Annotated in this window: 14 protein-coding genes and 1 pseudogene; 8 read left to right on the top strand and 7 right to left on the bottom strand. The window is 44.3% G+C overall.

The window, feature by feature from the left end; translation table 11 throughout:
* Nucleotides 1–12 precede the first annotated feature (12 nt).
* Nucleotides 13–314, top strand: a pseudogene (locus CXF58_RS12055) (DUF4031 domain-containing protein).
* 61 nt (nucleotides 315–375) lie between these two features.
* Here the strand turns inward: CXF58_RS12055 and CXF58_RS12060 are convergent.
* On the bottom strand, nucleotides 376–1,254 hold the full coding sequence (locus CXF58_RS12060; RefSeq protein WP_068403872.1) for a LysR family transcriptional regulator: 879 nt from the start codon (nucleotides 1,252–1,254) through the stop codon (nucleotides 376–378).
* 210 nt (nucleotides 1,255–1,464) lie between these two features.
* Here CXF58_RS12060 and CXF58_RS12065 point away from each other — a divergent pair, with 210 nt between their 5' ends.
* Nucleotides 1,465–2,589 carry an S-(hydroxymethyl)glutathione dehydrogenase/class III alcohol dehydrogenase gene (locus CXF58_RS12065; protein ID WP_068403870.1) on the top strand — a complete coding sequence of 375 codons (1,125 nt, stop codon included), beginning with the start codon at nucleotides 1,465–1,467 and terminating at the stop codon, nucleotides 2,587–2,589.
* Between the two features lie 86 nt (nucleotides 2,590–2,675).
* Here the strand turns inward: CXF58_RS12065 and CXF58_RS12070 are convergent, their stop codons facing one another.
* A complete protein-coding gene (locus tag CXF58_RS12070; protein ID WP_068403868.1) occupies nucleotides 2,676–2,924 on the bottom strand; it encodes a DUF2164 domain-containing protein in 249 nt (82 codons plus the stop codon).
* A gap of 29 nt (nucleotides 2,925–2,953) precedes the next feature.
* A complete protein-coding gene (locus CXF58_RS12075; RefSeq protein WP_102077623.1) occupies nucleotides 2,954–3,628 on the bottom strand; it encodes a DsbA family oxidoreductase in 675 nt (224 codons plus the stop codon).
* Between the two features lie 341 nt (nucleotides 3,629–3,969).
* On the opposite strand from CXF58_RS12075, the gene CXF58_RS12080 reads away from it, so the two are divergent.
* The 6 genes from CXF58_RS12080 to CXF58_RS12105 all read left to right on the top strand — a co-directional run bounded on the left by CXF58_RS12080 (nucleotide 3,970) and on the right by CXF58_RS12105 (nucleotide 10,957).
* Complete coding sequence (locus CXF58_RS12080) at nucleotides 3,970–4,662, top strand: 2Fe-2S iron-sulfur cluster-binding protein (RefSeq protein ID WP_068403865.1); 693 nt, start codon at nucleotides 3,970–3,972, stop codon at nucleotides 4,660–4,662.
* Complete coding sequence (locus CXF58_RS12085) at nucleotides 4,659–5,651, top strand: FAD binding domain-containing protein (protein WP_068403864.1); 993 nt, start codon at nucleotides 4,659–4,661, stop codon at nucleotides 5,649–5,651. Before CXF58_RS12080 ends, CXF58_RS12085 begins: the two co-directional genes overlap by 4 nt.
* Before the next feature lie 2 nt (nucleotides 5,652–5,653).
* Nucleotides 5,654–8,074, top strand: a complete 2,421-nt coding sequence (locus CXF58_RS12090) for a xanthine dehydrogenase family protein molybdopterin-binding subunit (protein ID WP_068403862.1) — start codon at nucleotides 5,654–5,656, stop codon at nucleotides 8,072–8,074.
* A 153-nt stretch (nucleotides 8,075–8,227) separates the two neighbouring features.
* Complete coding sequence (locus tag CXF58_RS12095) at nucleotides 8,228–9,478, top strand: XdhC family protein (protein WP_068403860.1); 1,251 nt, start codon at nucleotides 8,228–8,230, stop codon at nucleotides 9,476–9,478.
* On the top strand, nucleotides 9,475–10,248 hold the full coding sequence (locus tag CXF58_RS12100) for an NTP transferase domain-containing protein (protein ID WP_068403858.1): 774 nt from the start codon (nucleotides 9,475–9,477) through the stop codon (nucleotides 10,246–10,248). Before CXF58_RS12095 ends, CXF58_RS12100 begins: the two co-directional genes overlap by 4 nt.
* 187 nt (nucleotides 10,249–10,435) lie before the next feature.
* A complete protein-coding gene (locus CXF58_RS12105; RefSeq protein ID WP_068407267.1) occupies nucleotides 10,436–10,957 on the top strand; it encodes an HdeD family acid-resistance protein in 522 nt (173 codons plus the stop codon).
* Nucleotides 10,958–11,068: 111 nt separating this feature from the next.
* On the opposite strand, the gene CXF58_RS12110 is transcribed toward CXF58_RS12105, so the two are convergent.
* The 4 genes from CXF58_RS12110 to CXF58_RS12130 all read right to left on the bottom strand — a co-directional run bounded on the left by CXF58_RS12110 (nucleotide 11,069) and on the right by CXF58_RS12130 (nucleotide 14,331).
* Nucleotides 11,069–11,728, bottom strand: a complete 660-nt coding sequence (locus CXF58_RS12110; RefSeq protein ID WP_102077624.1) for a class I SAM-dependent methyltransferase — start codon at nucleotides 11,726–11,728, stop codon at nucleotides 11,069–11,071.
* A 375-nt stretch (nucleotides 11,729–12,103) separates the two neighbouring features.
* Nucleotides 12,104–12,718 (bottom strand): hypothetical protein, encoded by a 615-nt coding sequence (locus tag CXF58_RS12120; protein ID WP_068407263.1) that lies wholly within the window; start codon nucleotides 12,716–12,718, stop codon nucleotides 12,104–12,106.
* A 50-nt stretch (nucleotides 12,719–12,768) separates the two neighbouring features.
* A complete protein-coding gene (locus tag CXF58_RS12125; protein WP_102077626.1) occupies nucleotides 12,769–13,395 on the bottom strand; it encodes a hypothetical protein in 627 nt (208 codons plus the stop codon).
* Nucleotides 13,396–13,581: 186 nt separating this feature from the next.
* Complete coding sequence (locus CXF58_RS12130) at nucleotides 13,582–14,331, bottom strand: PhnD/SsuA/transferrin family substrate-binding protein (RefSeq protein WP_102077627.1); 750 nt, start codon at nucleotides 14,329–14,331, stop codon at nucleotides 13,582–13,584.

The raw sequence follows: 14,331 nt of genomic DNA on the forward strand, positions 1-14,331 counted from the left end.
GAGTGCAGGCATATGGCAATTTACGTGGATTTTATGCAAATAGAATTTAAAGGCTATAAATGGTGCCATATGCTGGCTGATACCTTGCTGATACCTTGCAAGAGTTGCACGATTTTGCCGCACTGATTGAAGTAGATAAGCGCTTATTTCATCAATACGCCAGCTATCCGCATTATGACGTCACGGTGCAAATGCGTAAAACCGCGCTTGAATATGGCGCTATAGCGGCCGATCGTAAGAAAATTATTGAATGTGCAAAAAAGCTAAAAGTAGAGTTAAACGCTCCAATAACACGTGCTAAGTCGTCAAAATAAGACTTTACTTAACTTACAACAATAAGTAGCCTTAATCCTAAATCGCCACTTTCAAGCTTTATTAAGATAAGCGCTCTGCTAAATAGTCCACCAGCAATCTGATTTTTGGCGATAAATGACGATTGTGCGGATAAATCGCCCAAATCCCTTCCTCAGGCTCTCTATAGTCATCTAACACGCTAACCAGTGCACCGGACGCTAAGTGTTTTTGTACATAATAATCAGGTAGCTGCACGATACCCAAGCTTTTTAGTGCCGCATCGACTAGGCTGTGACCGCTGTTATATTGCACGCTGCCAGAGACGCGTAAGTTTATTTCCTTATCAGCGTTTTTATCATTTTCTATAAAGTGCCAATAATCCCGCGTACCAAGTAAGCAATTATGTTGTCTTAAGTCGACTAGAGAATATGGTACGCCGTACTTTTCTAGATAAGCGGGCGCGGCACAGACAAAATTGGTACGATGACTAAGTTTTTTTGCCATCATCGTTGAGTCGCTTAATTTGCCAATACGAATCGCCAAATCATAACCACCCTCAATTAAGTCAATTTTTTGATTGCTTAAAAAAGCCGTCACTTCGATATCGCGGTATTGCACCATAAAATCATTGATAAGGGGCAATAACTGCTGTTCGCCATAGGTGACAGGGGCGGTCAGTTTAATTCTGCCTTGGGGTTTGGTTTGTAAATTGCTTACGGCTTGTTCGGCCGCATCTAAGCCGTCAAGCACACCGCGGCAATGCTGATAAAATACCCGACCTTCTTCAGTCAGCGATACCTTGCGCGTCGTACGATAGAGCAATTTAATGTTAAGGCGTTTTTCTAAGGCGCTTATCTGCCGACTGACCTGCGCGGTTGAAATACCCAATTCTTTTGCTGCTCGTGTAAAGCTTTCGTATTCCGCCACATAGACGAACTCGCTAATGCCATCCCAGCGCATGATTATTACCATTGTGTAAAAGATATTTGCAAATATAGCATATTGTTATCACAGCAGAAACAACTATAATGGACAGCATAAAATGAATCCTTTACAAACAGCTCAAATATAAACTGCTATAACTAGCGCTTGCCTCTATCAAGTAAGCGCTATAAGCTAAATTGGTCTGCGGATAATAAACGATAAAATTAATTAAAAAGAGAGAATACTATGTCAGATAACTTTATCAAATCCAAAGCCGCCATTGCGTGGGGGCCAAATGAGCCATTGTCTATCGAAGAAGTGGATGTGATGCTGCCCAAAAAAGGCGAAGTACTGGTGAAAATTGTCGCCAGTGGTGTTTGTCATACCGATGCGTTCACCTTATCTGGTGAAGACCCAGAAGGTGTGTTTCCTGCAATTTTAGGCCACGAAGGCGGCGGTATCGTTGAGCAAATCGGCGAAGGCGTCACCAGCGTGCAAGTCGGCGACCATGTCATTCCTTTATATACTGCAGAGTGCGGCGTCTGTAAAATGTGCCGCTCAGGTAAAACCAACCTGTGCTCGGCGGTACGTGAGACCCAAGGTAAAGGCTTAATGCCAGACGGTACGACGCGCTTTTATAAAGATGGCGAGCCAATTTACCATTATATGGGTTGCTCAACCTTTTCTGAATATACAGTGTTGCCAGAGATTTCATTGGCAAAAGTGAACAAAGAAGCGCCGCTAGAAGAAGTTTGCTTACTTGGTTGCGGCGTGACCACTGGTATGGGCGCTGTCATGAATACTGCAAAAGTCGAAGAAGGTGCAACGGTTGCCATCTTTGGTTTAGGCGGTATCGGACTATCAGCGGTTATCGGTGCACAAATGGCCAAGGCCAGCCGTATTATTGCCATTGATATTAACGAAAGCAAGTTTGAATTGGCCAAAAAATTGGGCGCGACTGATTGCATCAATCCAAAAGACTACGATAAGCCAATCCAAGATGTCATCGTTGAGCTGACCGATGGCGGCGTTGATTATTCGTTTGAATGTATCGGTAATGTTGATGTCATGCGCTCAGCGTTAGAGTGCTGCCATAAAGGTTGGGGCGAGTCAGTCATCATCGGTGTCGCGGGCGCAGGGCAAGAAATATCAACCCGTCCATTCCAGTTAGTCACAGGTCGCGTCTGGCGCGGTTCAGCCTTTGGTGGTGTCAAAGGTCGCTCAGAGTTGCCAGGCTACGTCGAGCGCTACCTAGCAGGAGAAATTCCGTTACAAGACTTTATTACTCATACCATGCCGTTAGAAGATATCAACGAAGCTTTTGACTTGATGCATAAAGGTGAGAGTATTCGCTCTGTGGTGCATTTCTAGAATGATGCTTAGATAGCTAAGCTTTTTTAACGCTATTAAATAAAAATGCCGCTCCTATAATGGGGCGGCGTTTTTTTGTATGCCTTTTAATCTTTTTTAAAGCTGTGCATATCTTCTAAAACGCCTGTAAATCTATCGTATAACCAAGGTTCAATATCGTCGACCACTTGATTGTAGAGAAGTGGTCCCAAGGTTTCGATTATAAAATCCAATAAAAACTTAGCAGGCAGGTTGCCAATATCAACATCAAATTCCTCGCTCATATACTCTCTAAGCTTATCCAAGACAATTTCTTCTGCTTCGTCTGACAGCGTCAGTAATTTTTCTTTACTCATTAATCATAGTCCTATTAGCAAAGCTTTATTTACTCTTGCATAGCAGCCAATTGTTGTAAAATATTGACGTAATTGTCCACGCCTTGCGCGCCGCTGACCAAGTGCCGCTCATTAAAAATCATTGCTGGTACGCTTTGGATACCTTGCTGCTGCCAGTGGCGCTCTTCTGCGCGTACCTCTTTGGCAAAACGCTGATCCTCCAGCACAGCCAGCGCCTCTTCACGATTAAGTCCAACTTCCGCTGCAATATCAGCCAGCACCGTATTATCAGAGATGTTGCGACCATCGGTAAAGTGCGCGCCAAATAACGCCTGCTTTAAGTCATGCATCGGCTTTTGTCCTTGTTGACCTGCCCAATACAACAGCTGATGCAGATTAAAAGTATTGTGTATCCGCGTGTCATCGTTGAAATTAAATTCAAAGCCAACTTCATTGCCCGCTTGCGTCATTCTAAGGCGGCTCGCGTCTGATTCTTCCTTGCTCGAACCGTATTTTTTCATAATGTGCTCGCGCAAATTTTGTCCTGCGCTTGGCATATTAGGATTTAGCTCAAATGGATGCCAGTGTATTTCGTGCTCGGTATTGGTTTGCTTGAGCGCCTCAGCCAATTGACGATAACCGATGATACACCACGGGCAAACCACGTCTGAGACGATATCGATGCGCAGAGGTTTTCCGGATAGCGGTTGATTTGAGTTTTCCATATTTTTATACCTATTTTATTGATTATGTTCGATTTATTTATAGAAGGTTTTATAAAGTTGAATCCATATTAAGAGAATGAAATCGTGATTACAATGGTTGCTAAGTTACAGGTTCTACTAACGAGGTTAAGCAGCCAACCGCAGTTGTAAAGGAGAGTTATCGTAGGTTTAAAAGTTGACAAAAAAGTTTTGTCCTCACTATTTGCTTAAAAAAACTACACTGCAATGACTACAAAGTAAAAACAAAGCGCTGTTTTTGATACGCCATAATGAAACGATTGACGCTGTTTAAGAGCGTGCACACTTATCCTTTTATGAATAACTGCCAGCGAGAAGCCAGCATGTCTACCTTGACGTTAACGATTAATCAGCAAGATTATCAGCTCGATAATCTTGATCCGCGCACGACATTGCTTGATGTCTGCCGCCAGCATCTACAAATTACTGGACCCAAAAAGGGCTGCGACCACGGTCAATGCGGCGCTTGTACCATGCTCATTAATGGGCGACGGGTTAATTCTTGCCTGACCCTTGCGATCATGCACGACGGTGATGAGATTACGACGATTGAAGGCATTGGAATGCCTGAATCGCTCTCAGACTTACAGCAAGCGTTTAAAGACCACGATGCGTTTCAGTGCGGTTACTGTACGCCGGGGCAAATTTGTTCAGCCACTGCTTTGATTGAAGAGATTAAGCAAAACTGGCCAAGCTATGTGACTACCGATTTGCAAAATCCTGATGGCTTGCTGGTACAAGAAATCGCCGAACGCATGAGCGGTAATATTTGTCGCTGTTCGGCTTATCCGAACATTATTAATGCCATCTCGCAAGTCTTGGAAAATAACGTAACAGGTAAAGCTGTCTCTACTACTATAACTACAAAAAATACTATACCTACAAAAGGCTCAGATGCTGCAAGCGTTACCGGTATTTGGTCGCCGCCGCCTAGTGAAACTCAGCTTAGTAAGCCGTCGCAAAATGAGGCGTCACAAAATAAAAACCATAACGCCCAATTAGGAGCTCACTTATGAAACGCTTTGACTATGTCCGTGCCGAAGCTCCTGAGCAAGCAGCGACTGCTGCCAGCCCAAAAGATGCGTCATTTATCGGCGGTGGTACCAATCTCTTAGATTTAATGAAGTTTGAGATTGAAACACCAACCAAATTGGTCGATATCACCCGTCTTGAGCTTGAGCAAATCGAAACGACTGCTGATGGCGGATTACGTATCGGTACGCTGGTCACCAACAGTGATTTGGCGGCGCATCCGGAGGTCATTGCCAATTATCCGGTATTATCGCGCGCTATTTTAGCTGGCGCGACGGGTCAACTGCGTAATAAAGCCACCACTGGCGGTAATTTTTTACAGCGCACGCGTTGTTATTATTTTTATCAGACCGACAGTCCGTGCAATAAACGTGAACCCGGTAGTGGCTGTCCAGCGATTAATGGCGAGAACCGTACCCTAGCTGTTTTAGGTACAAGTGATGCCTGTATTGCTCAGCACCCATCGGATATGGCGGTGGCAATGCGGTTGCTTGACGCTGTCATTGAAACGGTGAAAGCAGATGGTTCGACCCGTTCTATTCCAGTCAAAGACTTTTATTGTCTGCCAAAAGACACGCCGCATATCGAAAATGTCTTGGAGAGTGGCGAGCTTATCACTCATGTTGTTTTACCATCGCCTATCAAAGGCATGCATACTTACGACAAAGTACGTGACCGCGCTTCTTACGCCTTTGCCTTAGTGTCTTGTGCGTCTGTCATAGAGAGCGATGATACGGGTAATTTGGCGACTGTACGTTTGGCGTTTGGTGGTATTGGGGTGATGCCGTGGCGTAATGAAGACGTTGAAGCATTATTAACGGGCACGGCGGGTGATGACGCTACGATCGCACAAGCCGCAGACTTATTATTAAAAGAGGCCAAAGGTCACGGTCAAAACGATTTTAAAATACCATTGACGCGTCGCCTACTTAAACAAGTTATTCAGCGCGCCTTAGCGGGCGAGGGAGCATAATCATGTCATTATTGGACTCAGTATTGCCATCAGAACCTACCAAAAAAATGATGATGAATGAGCCTGTCGATTCGCTTTTTGACAAAACAGCAAGCAATTTGGTCGGCAAACCGATTAACCGTGTTGATGGTTCGTTAAAGGTCAGCGGACAAGCACCTTACTCAGCAGAGTTTTATCGAGAAAATCAAGTTTACGGCGTTTTAGTTGGCGCGAAAATAGCCAAAGGACAAGTGGAAAATATCGATAGCAGTGCTTTAGAAGATATTCCTGGCATCATCAAAGTGGTGACCGATCCTAAGCATTTTTTGCGAAACTCACAGCAAGGCGGTGAGACCGAAGCACCAACCCAAGGCGCTAGCGAGATTTATTATCACGGGCAGCCGATAGCGGTAGTGGTTGCTGAGACTTTTGAAGCGGCGACCGAAGGCGCTAATGCCCTTAAAGTCACTTATAAAAATGAGACCGAACAAGCGGCATTAAACTTTACCCAAGAGCTGCCAAGTGCTCATGATGTCAATGAGCAAAAGGGCCCAGATAAAAATTCTGTTACAGGCGACCCTGAAAAAGGCTTGGCGCAAGCGGAAATTACTCTCGATCGCTTTTACCATACGCCAAGTCAAAGCAACTCGCCGATGGAGCCGCATGCGACGCTGGCTTATTGGGAAGACGATAAGCTCATCATGTATACCTCAAACCAAATGATTGCACCTTGCAAACAGCAAGTGATGGATGCTTTAGATCTAAAAAAAGATCAGGTCCAACTAATTTCTTATTTTGTTGGTGGCGGTTTCGGTAGTAAATTGGGTATCGCGCCTGAGTCGATTGCAGCAGCGATTGCGGCAAAAGAGCTTGGTCGTCCGGTGCTGATCAGTATGACGCGTCCGCAAGTGATGGAAGCGACCGTTAGACGCTCAAACACTCGCCAGCGTATCGCCATTGGCTGTGATAAAGACGGCATCATCAATACCTTTATTCACGATACCGTTGGCAGTAATTTACCGGGTGAGGCATTTTTTGAGCCGACAGCATTATCGACTAAATATTTATACCGCGGTGAAAATCGCCGCGTGAATTATAAACAAGTAGATATGAATTACGTGCTTTCTGGCTCTATGCGCGCACCCGGTGAAGCGGTCGGTATGATTGCGGTTGAATGTGCGATGGATGAATTGGCCACGCAATTGAATATCGATCCGCTTGAGCTGCGACGTCGTAACGAGCCTGAGCAAGACCCAAGCCAAGACATTCCGTTTTCGACGCGGCAGCTACTTGCTTGTATGGAGCAAGGGGCGGCGCAATTCGGTTGGGAGCAGCGCAATCCTAAACCTGTCAGTCAGTTAGAGGGAGATTGGTGGATTGGTACGGGGATGGCGGCATCCGCTCGTGGTAACCAATTAAAACCGTCAGAGGCGCGGGCGACACTGCAAGTTGACGATTCAAAAGCCCTTGGCATTAAAGCCATTATCGAAACCGATATGACCGATATCGGTACGGGCTCTTATACGGTATTTTCTCAGGTTGCCGCTGATTTACTAGGCTTACCAATAGACCATATCGAGATGAAGCTGGGTGATAGTGAGTTGCCACCGGCTTCAGGTTCGGGTGGTAGTGTGGGCGCCGCAAGTGCAGGGAGCGGTATCTATCTTGCCTGTGAGCAACTACGCGATATGTTGGCAGAAAAAGTCGGGCTTTATCCAGACACCATTCAGCTTGATAAAGGTCAGATTAAACGAGCAGGTGAACATGACCCTAGCGTAACAGAAGCAGCGGTTGAAACGCTTAAAGACAAAGCGCTAGATTTAAAAGATACAGTCACTGAAAAAACGGGTTTAGCTTTACCCGAGTCTGCTGCAGAAAAATACGATTTTAGCAATTTTCAGTCTTATGCATTGGCAGATATTATCGCTGCATGCGATGAGAAAAAAATGAGCGCTAAAGGTCAAATCAAACCAGGAAAAAATGCCAAAAGCCATCGCCAAGCGTCGTTTGGTGTCAATTTCGCGGAAGTCGCCGTCCATAGAGTGACTGGCGAGATTCGTCTTAAACGCATGACGGGCGCCTTTGCTGCCGGACGTATTCTTAACCATAAAACCGCCACTTCACAATGCTACGGGGGTATGGTTTTCGGTATTGGTTCGGCGCTTATGGAGGAAATCATCCATGATAAGCGTGATGGTCGCCTATGCAATCATGATCTTGCTGAATACCATGTGCCGGTCAATGCCGATGTGCCGCAACTGGAGGTAATATTGGTCGAAGAAGATGACCCTTATACCAATCCCATGCATATCAAAGGGATTGGCGAAACCGCGATTTCTGGAGCAGCGGCGGCTATTGCTAATGCTATTTATAATGCGGTCGGTGTGCGCGTTTACGATTTCCCAATCACTCTTGATAAGCTGCTTTATGAGTTGCCAGAATAACTATTGTTGATAGTCGATATTAACGAATGGCTAACTGATGCTTGATATAAAAACCCGCTAGCGGCCATCACTAGCGGGTTTTTATAAGGCGAAATGCAATTTTAATCATTAAAACTGAAACTAAAATAAAAATAAATAGAGATAAGAGGCACTATGAATCAGGTCGCTGATATTCTAAAGCTCGCAGGCGAGGCGCAGCAGCAAAACATCGGTGCGGTGTTAGCAACGGTAGTACGTACCGAAGGCTCGGCCTATCGTCGGCCTGGGGCAATGATGCTTATCTGCGCTGATGGACGCTCGGTTGGGATGATTAGCGGTGGTTGCCTAGAACCACATATCATCAAACGTGCTTTTTGGTTGACGCGTCATGGCGCAAACGTGCAGGTTTATCAAACGGGTAGTGATGAGAGTGACGAGGCAGATGATGATAGTGAAAGTAATGGCAATGGAAATGGCGATTTAGAAAATGAGCTAAATTTCGGTTTGGGCTGTAATGGCAAGGTTCATGTACTGTTTGAGCGTTTGACAGCCGCAAGGCCGTTTTTAGAAGTTATTCGTCATGTTCGTCGTAGCCAAAATCCTACAACGATAGCGACGTTAATTCGCGCAAATGATCAATACCATTTACCCATTGGGCTTCGGCTAGATTTGAAAGACTATATTGCTAACGAAAAAATAACTTTTGTCAGTGGCGCTAGTATGGGCAATAAAGGGTTCATTGAGCAATCGAATATTTTTACTCATGAGATTAGAGATACCATTAAAAAACTGTCAACGCATGAAGTTTCTAACAAAAATACCGAATACGTTGTCCTAAAAAACGGTGATATCACCACAGAATGGCTTATCCAGCGTCTACAACCACAACACCGTTTGCTTATTTGCGGGGCAGGGAATGATGTGATGCCGCTTGTGACCATGGCAAAATTACAAGATTGGCATGTCAGCGTTATTGATAGTCGCGTTCACTATGCCACGCGTCTGCGTTTTCCCGAAGCGGATATCGTGATGCCAGTCGCATTGGACGATAATGAGAAACTGCTGAAGCTCAGTCGTCATGCGGCGGTCGCGTTGATGTCGCACAGTTTGACCCAAGACCGTGCCCGTCTTTCACTATTGTTAGAGCATCCTACTCATTATAAATATCTTGGGCAATTAGGCCCAAGTTATCGAACCGAGCGCTTGGTAAATGAGATTCGTGCTGTCAAAGACAATCCGGCAAGTTTAAGTGAGGGCGTGAAAAAACTCCACTATCCGATTGGTTATAAATTAGGCGGTGATGGCCCTGAAGCTTTAGCACTTGGCATCATGGCACAAATAAGCGCCGTTATGCATAAGCAAACTGCGACTGCCAAATTTTCAGCGAGCAATAATACGACATCTGAAATATTGAGCGATGTATGAAGAAAAGTGACTCGACGTCAAATAGCGCCGCAATATCAAATCAAAACCTTGAGCAGCAAACCAACCATGGCATTATTATTTTAGCCAGTGGCCTCAGTCGTCGTCTGGGTCAAGCTAAGCAGCTGCTTTGTAAAAATGGTGTTCCGTTAATTAGCCATATGATAAGACTGGCAGCAAGCACAAATCCGCAAGTTATTATTGTTGTTATTCCTAAAAACAAGGCATCGATAGCTAGTGAGATAGCAAAACTAAGCGACACCCATCTACATATCGAAACTGTCATTAACCAAACGCCCGAAACTGGTATGGGACATAGTCTTTATACTGCTATTGAAGCCTTGACTCAGTTTGTTAATGATAAAGATTTTAATCATGAAGCGCTTGAGCGAGTGTTGATTATGGGGGTTGACCAAGTTTTATTGGATATGGAACATGTTAATGGATTGCTAGCCGGTAAGCATCTAGTGGCTGCTAGCGCTTATGAGTATTGGCAGATTTTCGATACGTTATCAAAAGATGACCATATCGAGCGTAAAGCCGAGGTCAAAAATGAAACGAAAAATCCCATCGTTGGTCTACCGTTAGTTATCGATTATCAGCTACTTAAACAATGGCAGTTTCATATACGTGGAGACAAAGGCCTACGTCATTTAATCAGAGCGCTCTCGCCCAGTGAAATCAGTACAGTCTTCAATAAACAGCTGAGCTATGATATCGATACGCCCGAGCAACTTGCCTATGCCCGACAGCAGGGCTGGGTTGATAAATAATTTGACGCCAAGAATCGTTTGGATGATAGGTATATTACGCCTAAACCGTTAGCAGGGTTATAAGCATAGTACAACGCCTAGGCACCGATGGTAACAGGATTACCTGAATACATTACTACCGTCATACAAGGCTGCCAATAACCTGCGATATCATTTGCGCATTATAAATATAAAGTAAGGGGATCTTATGAGTCGTACACTGTGGCTAGTCGTTGGTATCATCAGTATTCTTGGCGGTATCTTTGCTTTTTTTAATCCGCTTAGCGCCAGTTTCGCTGCCGAACAACTGGCTGGATTCGTCTTTCTTTTGGTTGGTATTTTACAGTTTATTGCCCTGTTCCGTGCTTATACCACGACGGGTAAAGTGTTGGCGGCCATCGGCGGTGTACTTGGCATATTTATTGGTATTGAGCTACTACAAAACCCGCTACAAGGTATTTTGACCCTAACCATGGTGATTGCGATTTTATTTATGGCAACGGGTATTGTCAGAGTAATAGTTGCTTTTGGTTTACGCCGAACCGTGGCTTTTGTGCCAATATTAATCTCAGGGCTTATCTCGATTGCGTTGGCTATCATGATATTCACCAGCTATCCGCAGTCAGCGACTTATATTCTTGGCGTCCTATTGGCCATTGAGCTGATATCTAATGGTATCTCATTAATCATGTATTCACGTGTGCAACCACCTTTGGTTCGACGCTTGTAAATACATAAACTTATAAATGACACTAGCAATAAATCGCGATATAAAATGCATAAAAAAGACGCCGTAAAATGGCGTCTTTTTTTATTCTATAAGTTTTGATTGTTTTAAATATTAACGCGAAAACGTCAAAATATGCCCTTTAAAAGGTAGCTCAAGATAAGTGGTGTCCTCAGGTTTCACGTGCTGACTGCTAAAGCCAAATTCAACCATCTTATGGGTCAGCTTGTTTTTGCGCCCGCGTCCAGGGTCAACGACGATAACCTCACAAGTTGGCAGCGCATGACGTTCGATAAACTCCGCTAAGATATCAATATGCTGGTCTTCATATAGCAAGTCACTACCAATGATGATATCAAACTTGCCAAGATGGCTATTGTCTTCAGCCCAGTCTAAGCGTTCAAAGTTAATTTCTTTATTATTGTTCAACGTGGTATTTCTATCCAAAAAATACTCAACCGTCGGGTGATAATCGGTCGCAGTAATATCGGCATGGCGATGGTTCAGTAGTAGACTTGATAACGCCATACCGCAGCCAACTTCCAAGATACGCTTGCCTGCAATATCATAATCAAGCATATGATTGGCCAGCACCAAGCTTGACGGCCAAATTACGCCGAACATCGGCCACGACGCCGAGCAAATACCAAGGTCCAGCGCCTCGTTATCGGGGTCACTAAATTGTTGATTGTCGCGTAGGGTGCAGATATGAATGTCAGTATTGCCAATTTCAATCGTTTGATAACGTAAGCGCACAGTGGTTAGCGAAGCCATAAACTGTCCTAAAAATAAGCAAGAATGCAAGGTTTGGCAAAAGTTGCCACGTTCGGGGAATGTAGTTATTAATAAAGATGATTTAAAACATTGGAAATGTGAAGATGAGGAAAATCTAGCAATGGAGGTTTTTATTAAAATTATAAATTTAACGGAAAAGTAAACAGTTGCTTATAATAAGTATAATCTAACGTTTAAACCTTTATTGTTAATTCTAAGGGTATTGTTATTACGCGATAAAATTATAAATGGTAATTTTTATTATCATATTCAGTAGTTTAAGTTACAGATACAAAAAATGCACCGCTTATGGTTAAAGAGTGCATTTATAAGAAGCAACTGGTTTTATTAAGTGTAGTTTGCTAAATATTCGGTCTAATTAGTAAATCTAAGCCCAGACGTTTTAAGCGCCCATACCAACTCAACAAAGGCACGGTTGTTGGTTAAAGGTTCGCCATCGATGATAAGCACGTAGCCTGAGCCATCAATCCATAAAAATACAAAACTGGTTTCAGGAATCAGCAAATCAACTTGCTGAAAGAAAGAAATCGCTTGGCTCTCTACTGCCCAGCCGCGTTGTTTTTGGCGTAGCATAAAGCCTGAAAAGTCCGCCGCCGCCACACTGAGCATATCCGCTTCTTCTTGGCTATAGCCAATCCGTGCCAGACAAAACCCTTCATCAGAACCAATCGCCGCGCGGCGTTTACCCGACAAGCTTGAAACCACATACGGTAAAAATTGATCAAGCGGCAAATTTGGCGCGGGCAAAAATAGCGACAGCTTCTCAATCCAGCCATGTTCTAAAAAGCTGTCTAACCATTCATCAGAATAGCGCTCGAGCCAGTCAGCGGCCAGCAGCGTCTCGTTATGCGACAATAAATCTTGCAAGGATAACTGCTCAGGCGTTGGTTCACTTTGCGAAAATGCCTCAAAAATGCCAGCTGGGGTCAAGGTCAGATAGGTTTTATCAGCGTTTAAATAAGAAGACATAGCGGCTACTCGTTAGATGAATGTTGATGATGCTATGAAAAATAAGCACGTTAAGCGTCTTGTGTGTCTTTGGTTTGCTCAAGTTTTTGCTGACAGTCATTCCAGCGCGCATCGAATTGCCAATCGCTTTTACCCAAGCGAAACCAAACCAAGGAGAATGCCAGACGGTCGTGACGCGCGATACAATGGGCAAAAAACTCGTTTTCGATTTGCTCTATGGTATCCCAGTCTTGATTGTCACGCGCGAGCATCAAATCGTTGGTGATGTCTTTAGCGATTTCTTTGGCGTCATCGCTACTGATACGCAGGCGCTGCGTCTGTTCATTTAAAGATGGTGAGACCAGTACGCTCCAGCGCGTTGCCAGCATACTGTTTTTTTGGATATAGCTTTTTTTATCGATACAATCACGAAAGCCTTGCTCGATAGGCGGCAGCATGCGCCCTTGCAGACGGGTAAACATATTGGTGACATCATAAGGGATGTCATACCAGCAGCCATAAAAAAAATCGGCTACCGCGCCTTGTAGTGGTTCTTTTTCGTTTAACAGTAGGGCAGCATTGATACGTTGTTCGTGAAAATGGCGGTTGTTGGGTGCGATAAATATTTTACGCGAATAAAGACGATAGACGCGCCGTGCTGCCATTTCACTTTCTTTGATGAGATCTAAATCAGACATAAGCGTGTCCTGTTAGTCATAGCACTATGCAAAAAGCGATTAAAAAGTTATTCAAAAAGTATTAATAAAAATGCTATTAGGCCACCACTTTGCTCAATCGCTATGACGTGATAGACCATAGCGATGGTTGCTTAGCATTATTGTAGCCTAATAGGCTATGACGGCAGTAAGATGCCAATGAACCTGCTAGTCAAGTAACGTTTGCATCAAATCAATCATAAATTCTGCGTCTTCTTCGTTCATAGCTTCAAAACCTTGCGGCATACCAAGTTCAGTCAACGCTTCTTTACCATCATCATCGTTATGCAGATTCAAAATGGCATCCATCAAAATGTCAGTATCCGGAAAGCCGTCTTTAATCAGCAAAACGTGGCTGATATCGGCCAAAGCGCTTTCGATTAACACTGATAGCTGCGCTTTGGTTAGGCGTGAAAAGCTATGGAAAATCTCTGCCAAAAAGAACGCTGCTTGCGCGTCACCCTTAATCACTTGGCGCGCCGCTGCCTGATATGTTTCAGTCACTGACCAGTTAAGGTCATTATCTTCGATATCGACCGCTTCAAGCAGGCGTAAACCAATCAATTTTACATCGTGGTTATCAGCCATTGCTATAGTAGCGCCAGCTTTGATGTCGTCTAAGCTATTGATATCGCTATTTGCCGCCGCGGCGATGACCATCTCATCAGATTTGCCGATAGGGCGCGCAACCGCATGGTAACCGTGCTCACGGATAAGGGTAGCCGCATCAAAAGGGTTGGCATAAATAACTTGAATATCACCTTCACTGATAACGGTTTCTTGCTCAGCATGCGAGGTAGGGATGTTTAGGTGCATGTTGAGATTGGCACGCTTTTGAATCAAAGTATTAAACATGTGCCAGCCTGCAAAACGCTCCGGCGAAAAATCAGGCGCGATTAACATATTATGTGTCGTCAT

Origin of the sequence: Psychrobacter sp. Sarcosine-02u-2 (assembly GCF_002836335.1) — a bacterium.
GTDB classification, from domain to species: Bacteria; Pseudomonadota; Gammaproteobacteria; order Pseudomonadales; family Moraxellaceae; genus Psychrobacter; species Psychrobacter faecalis.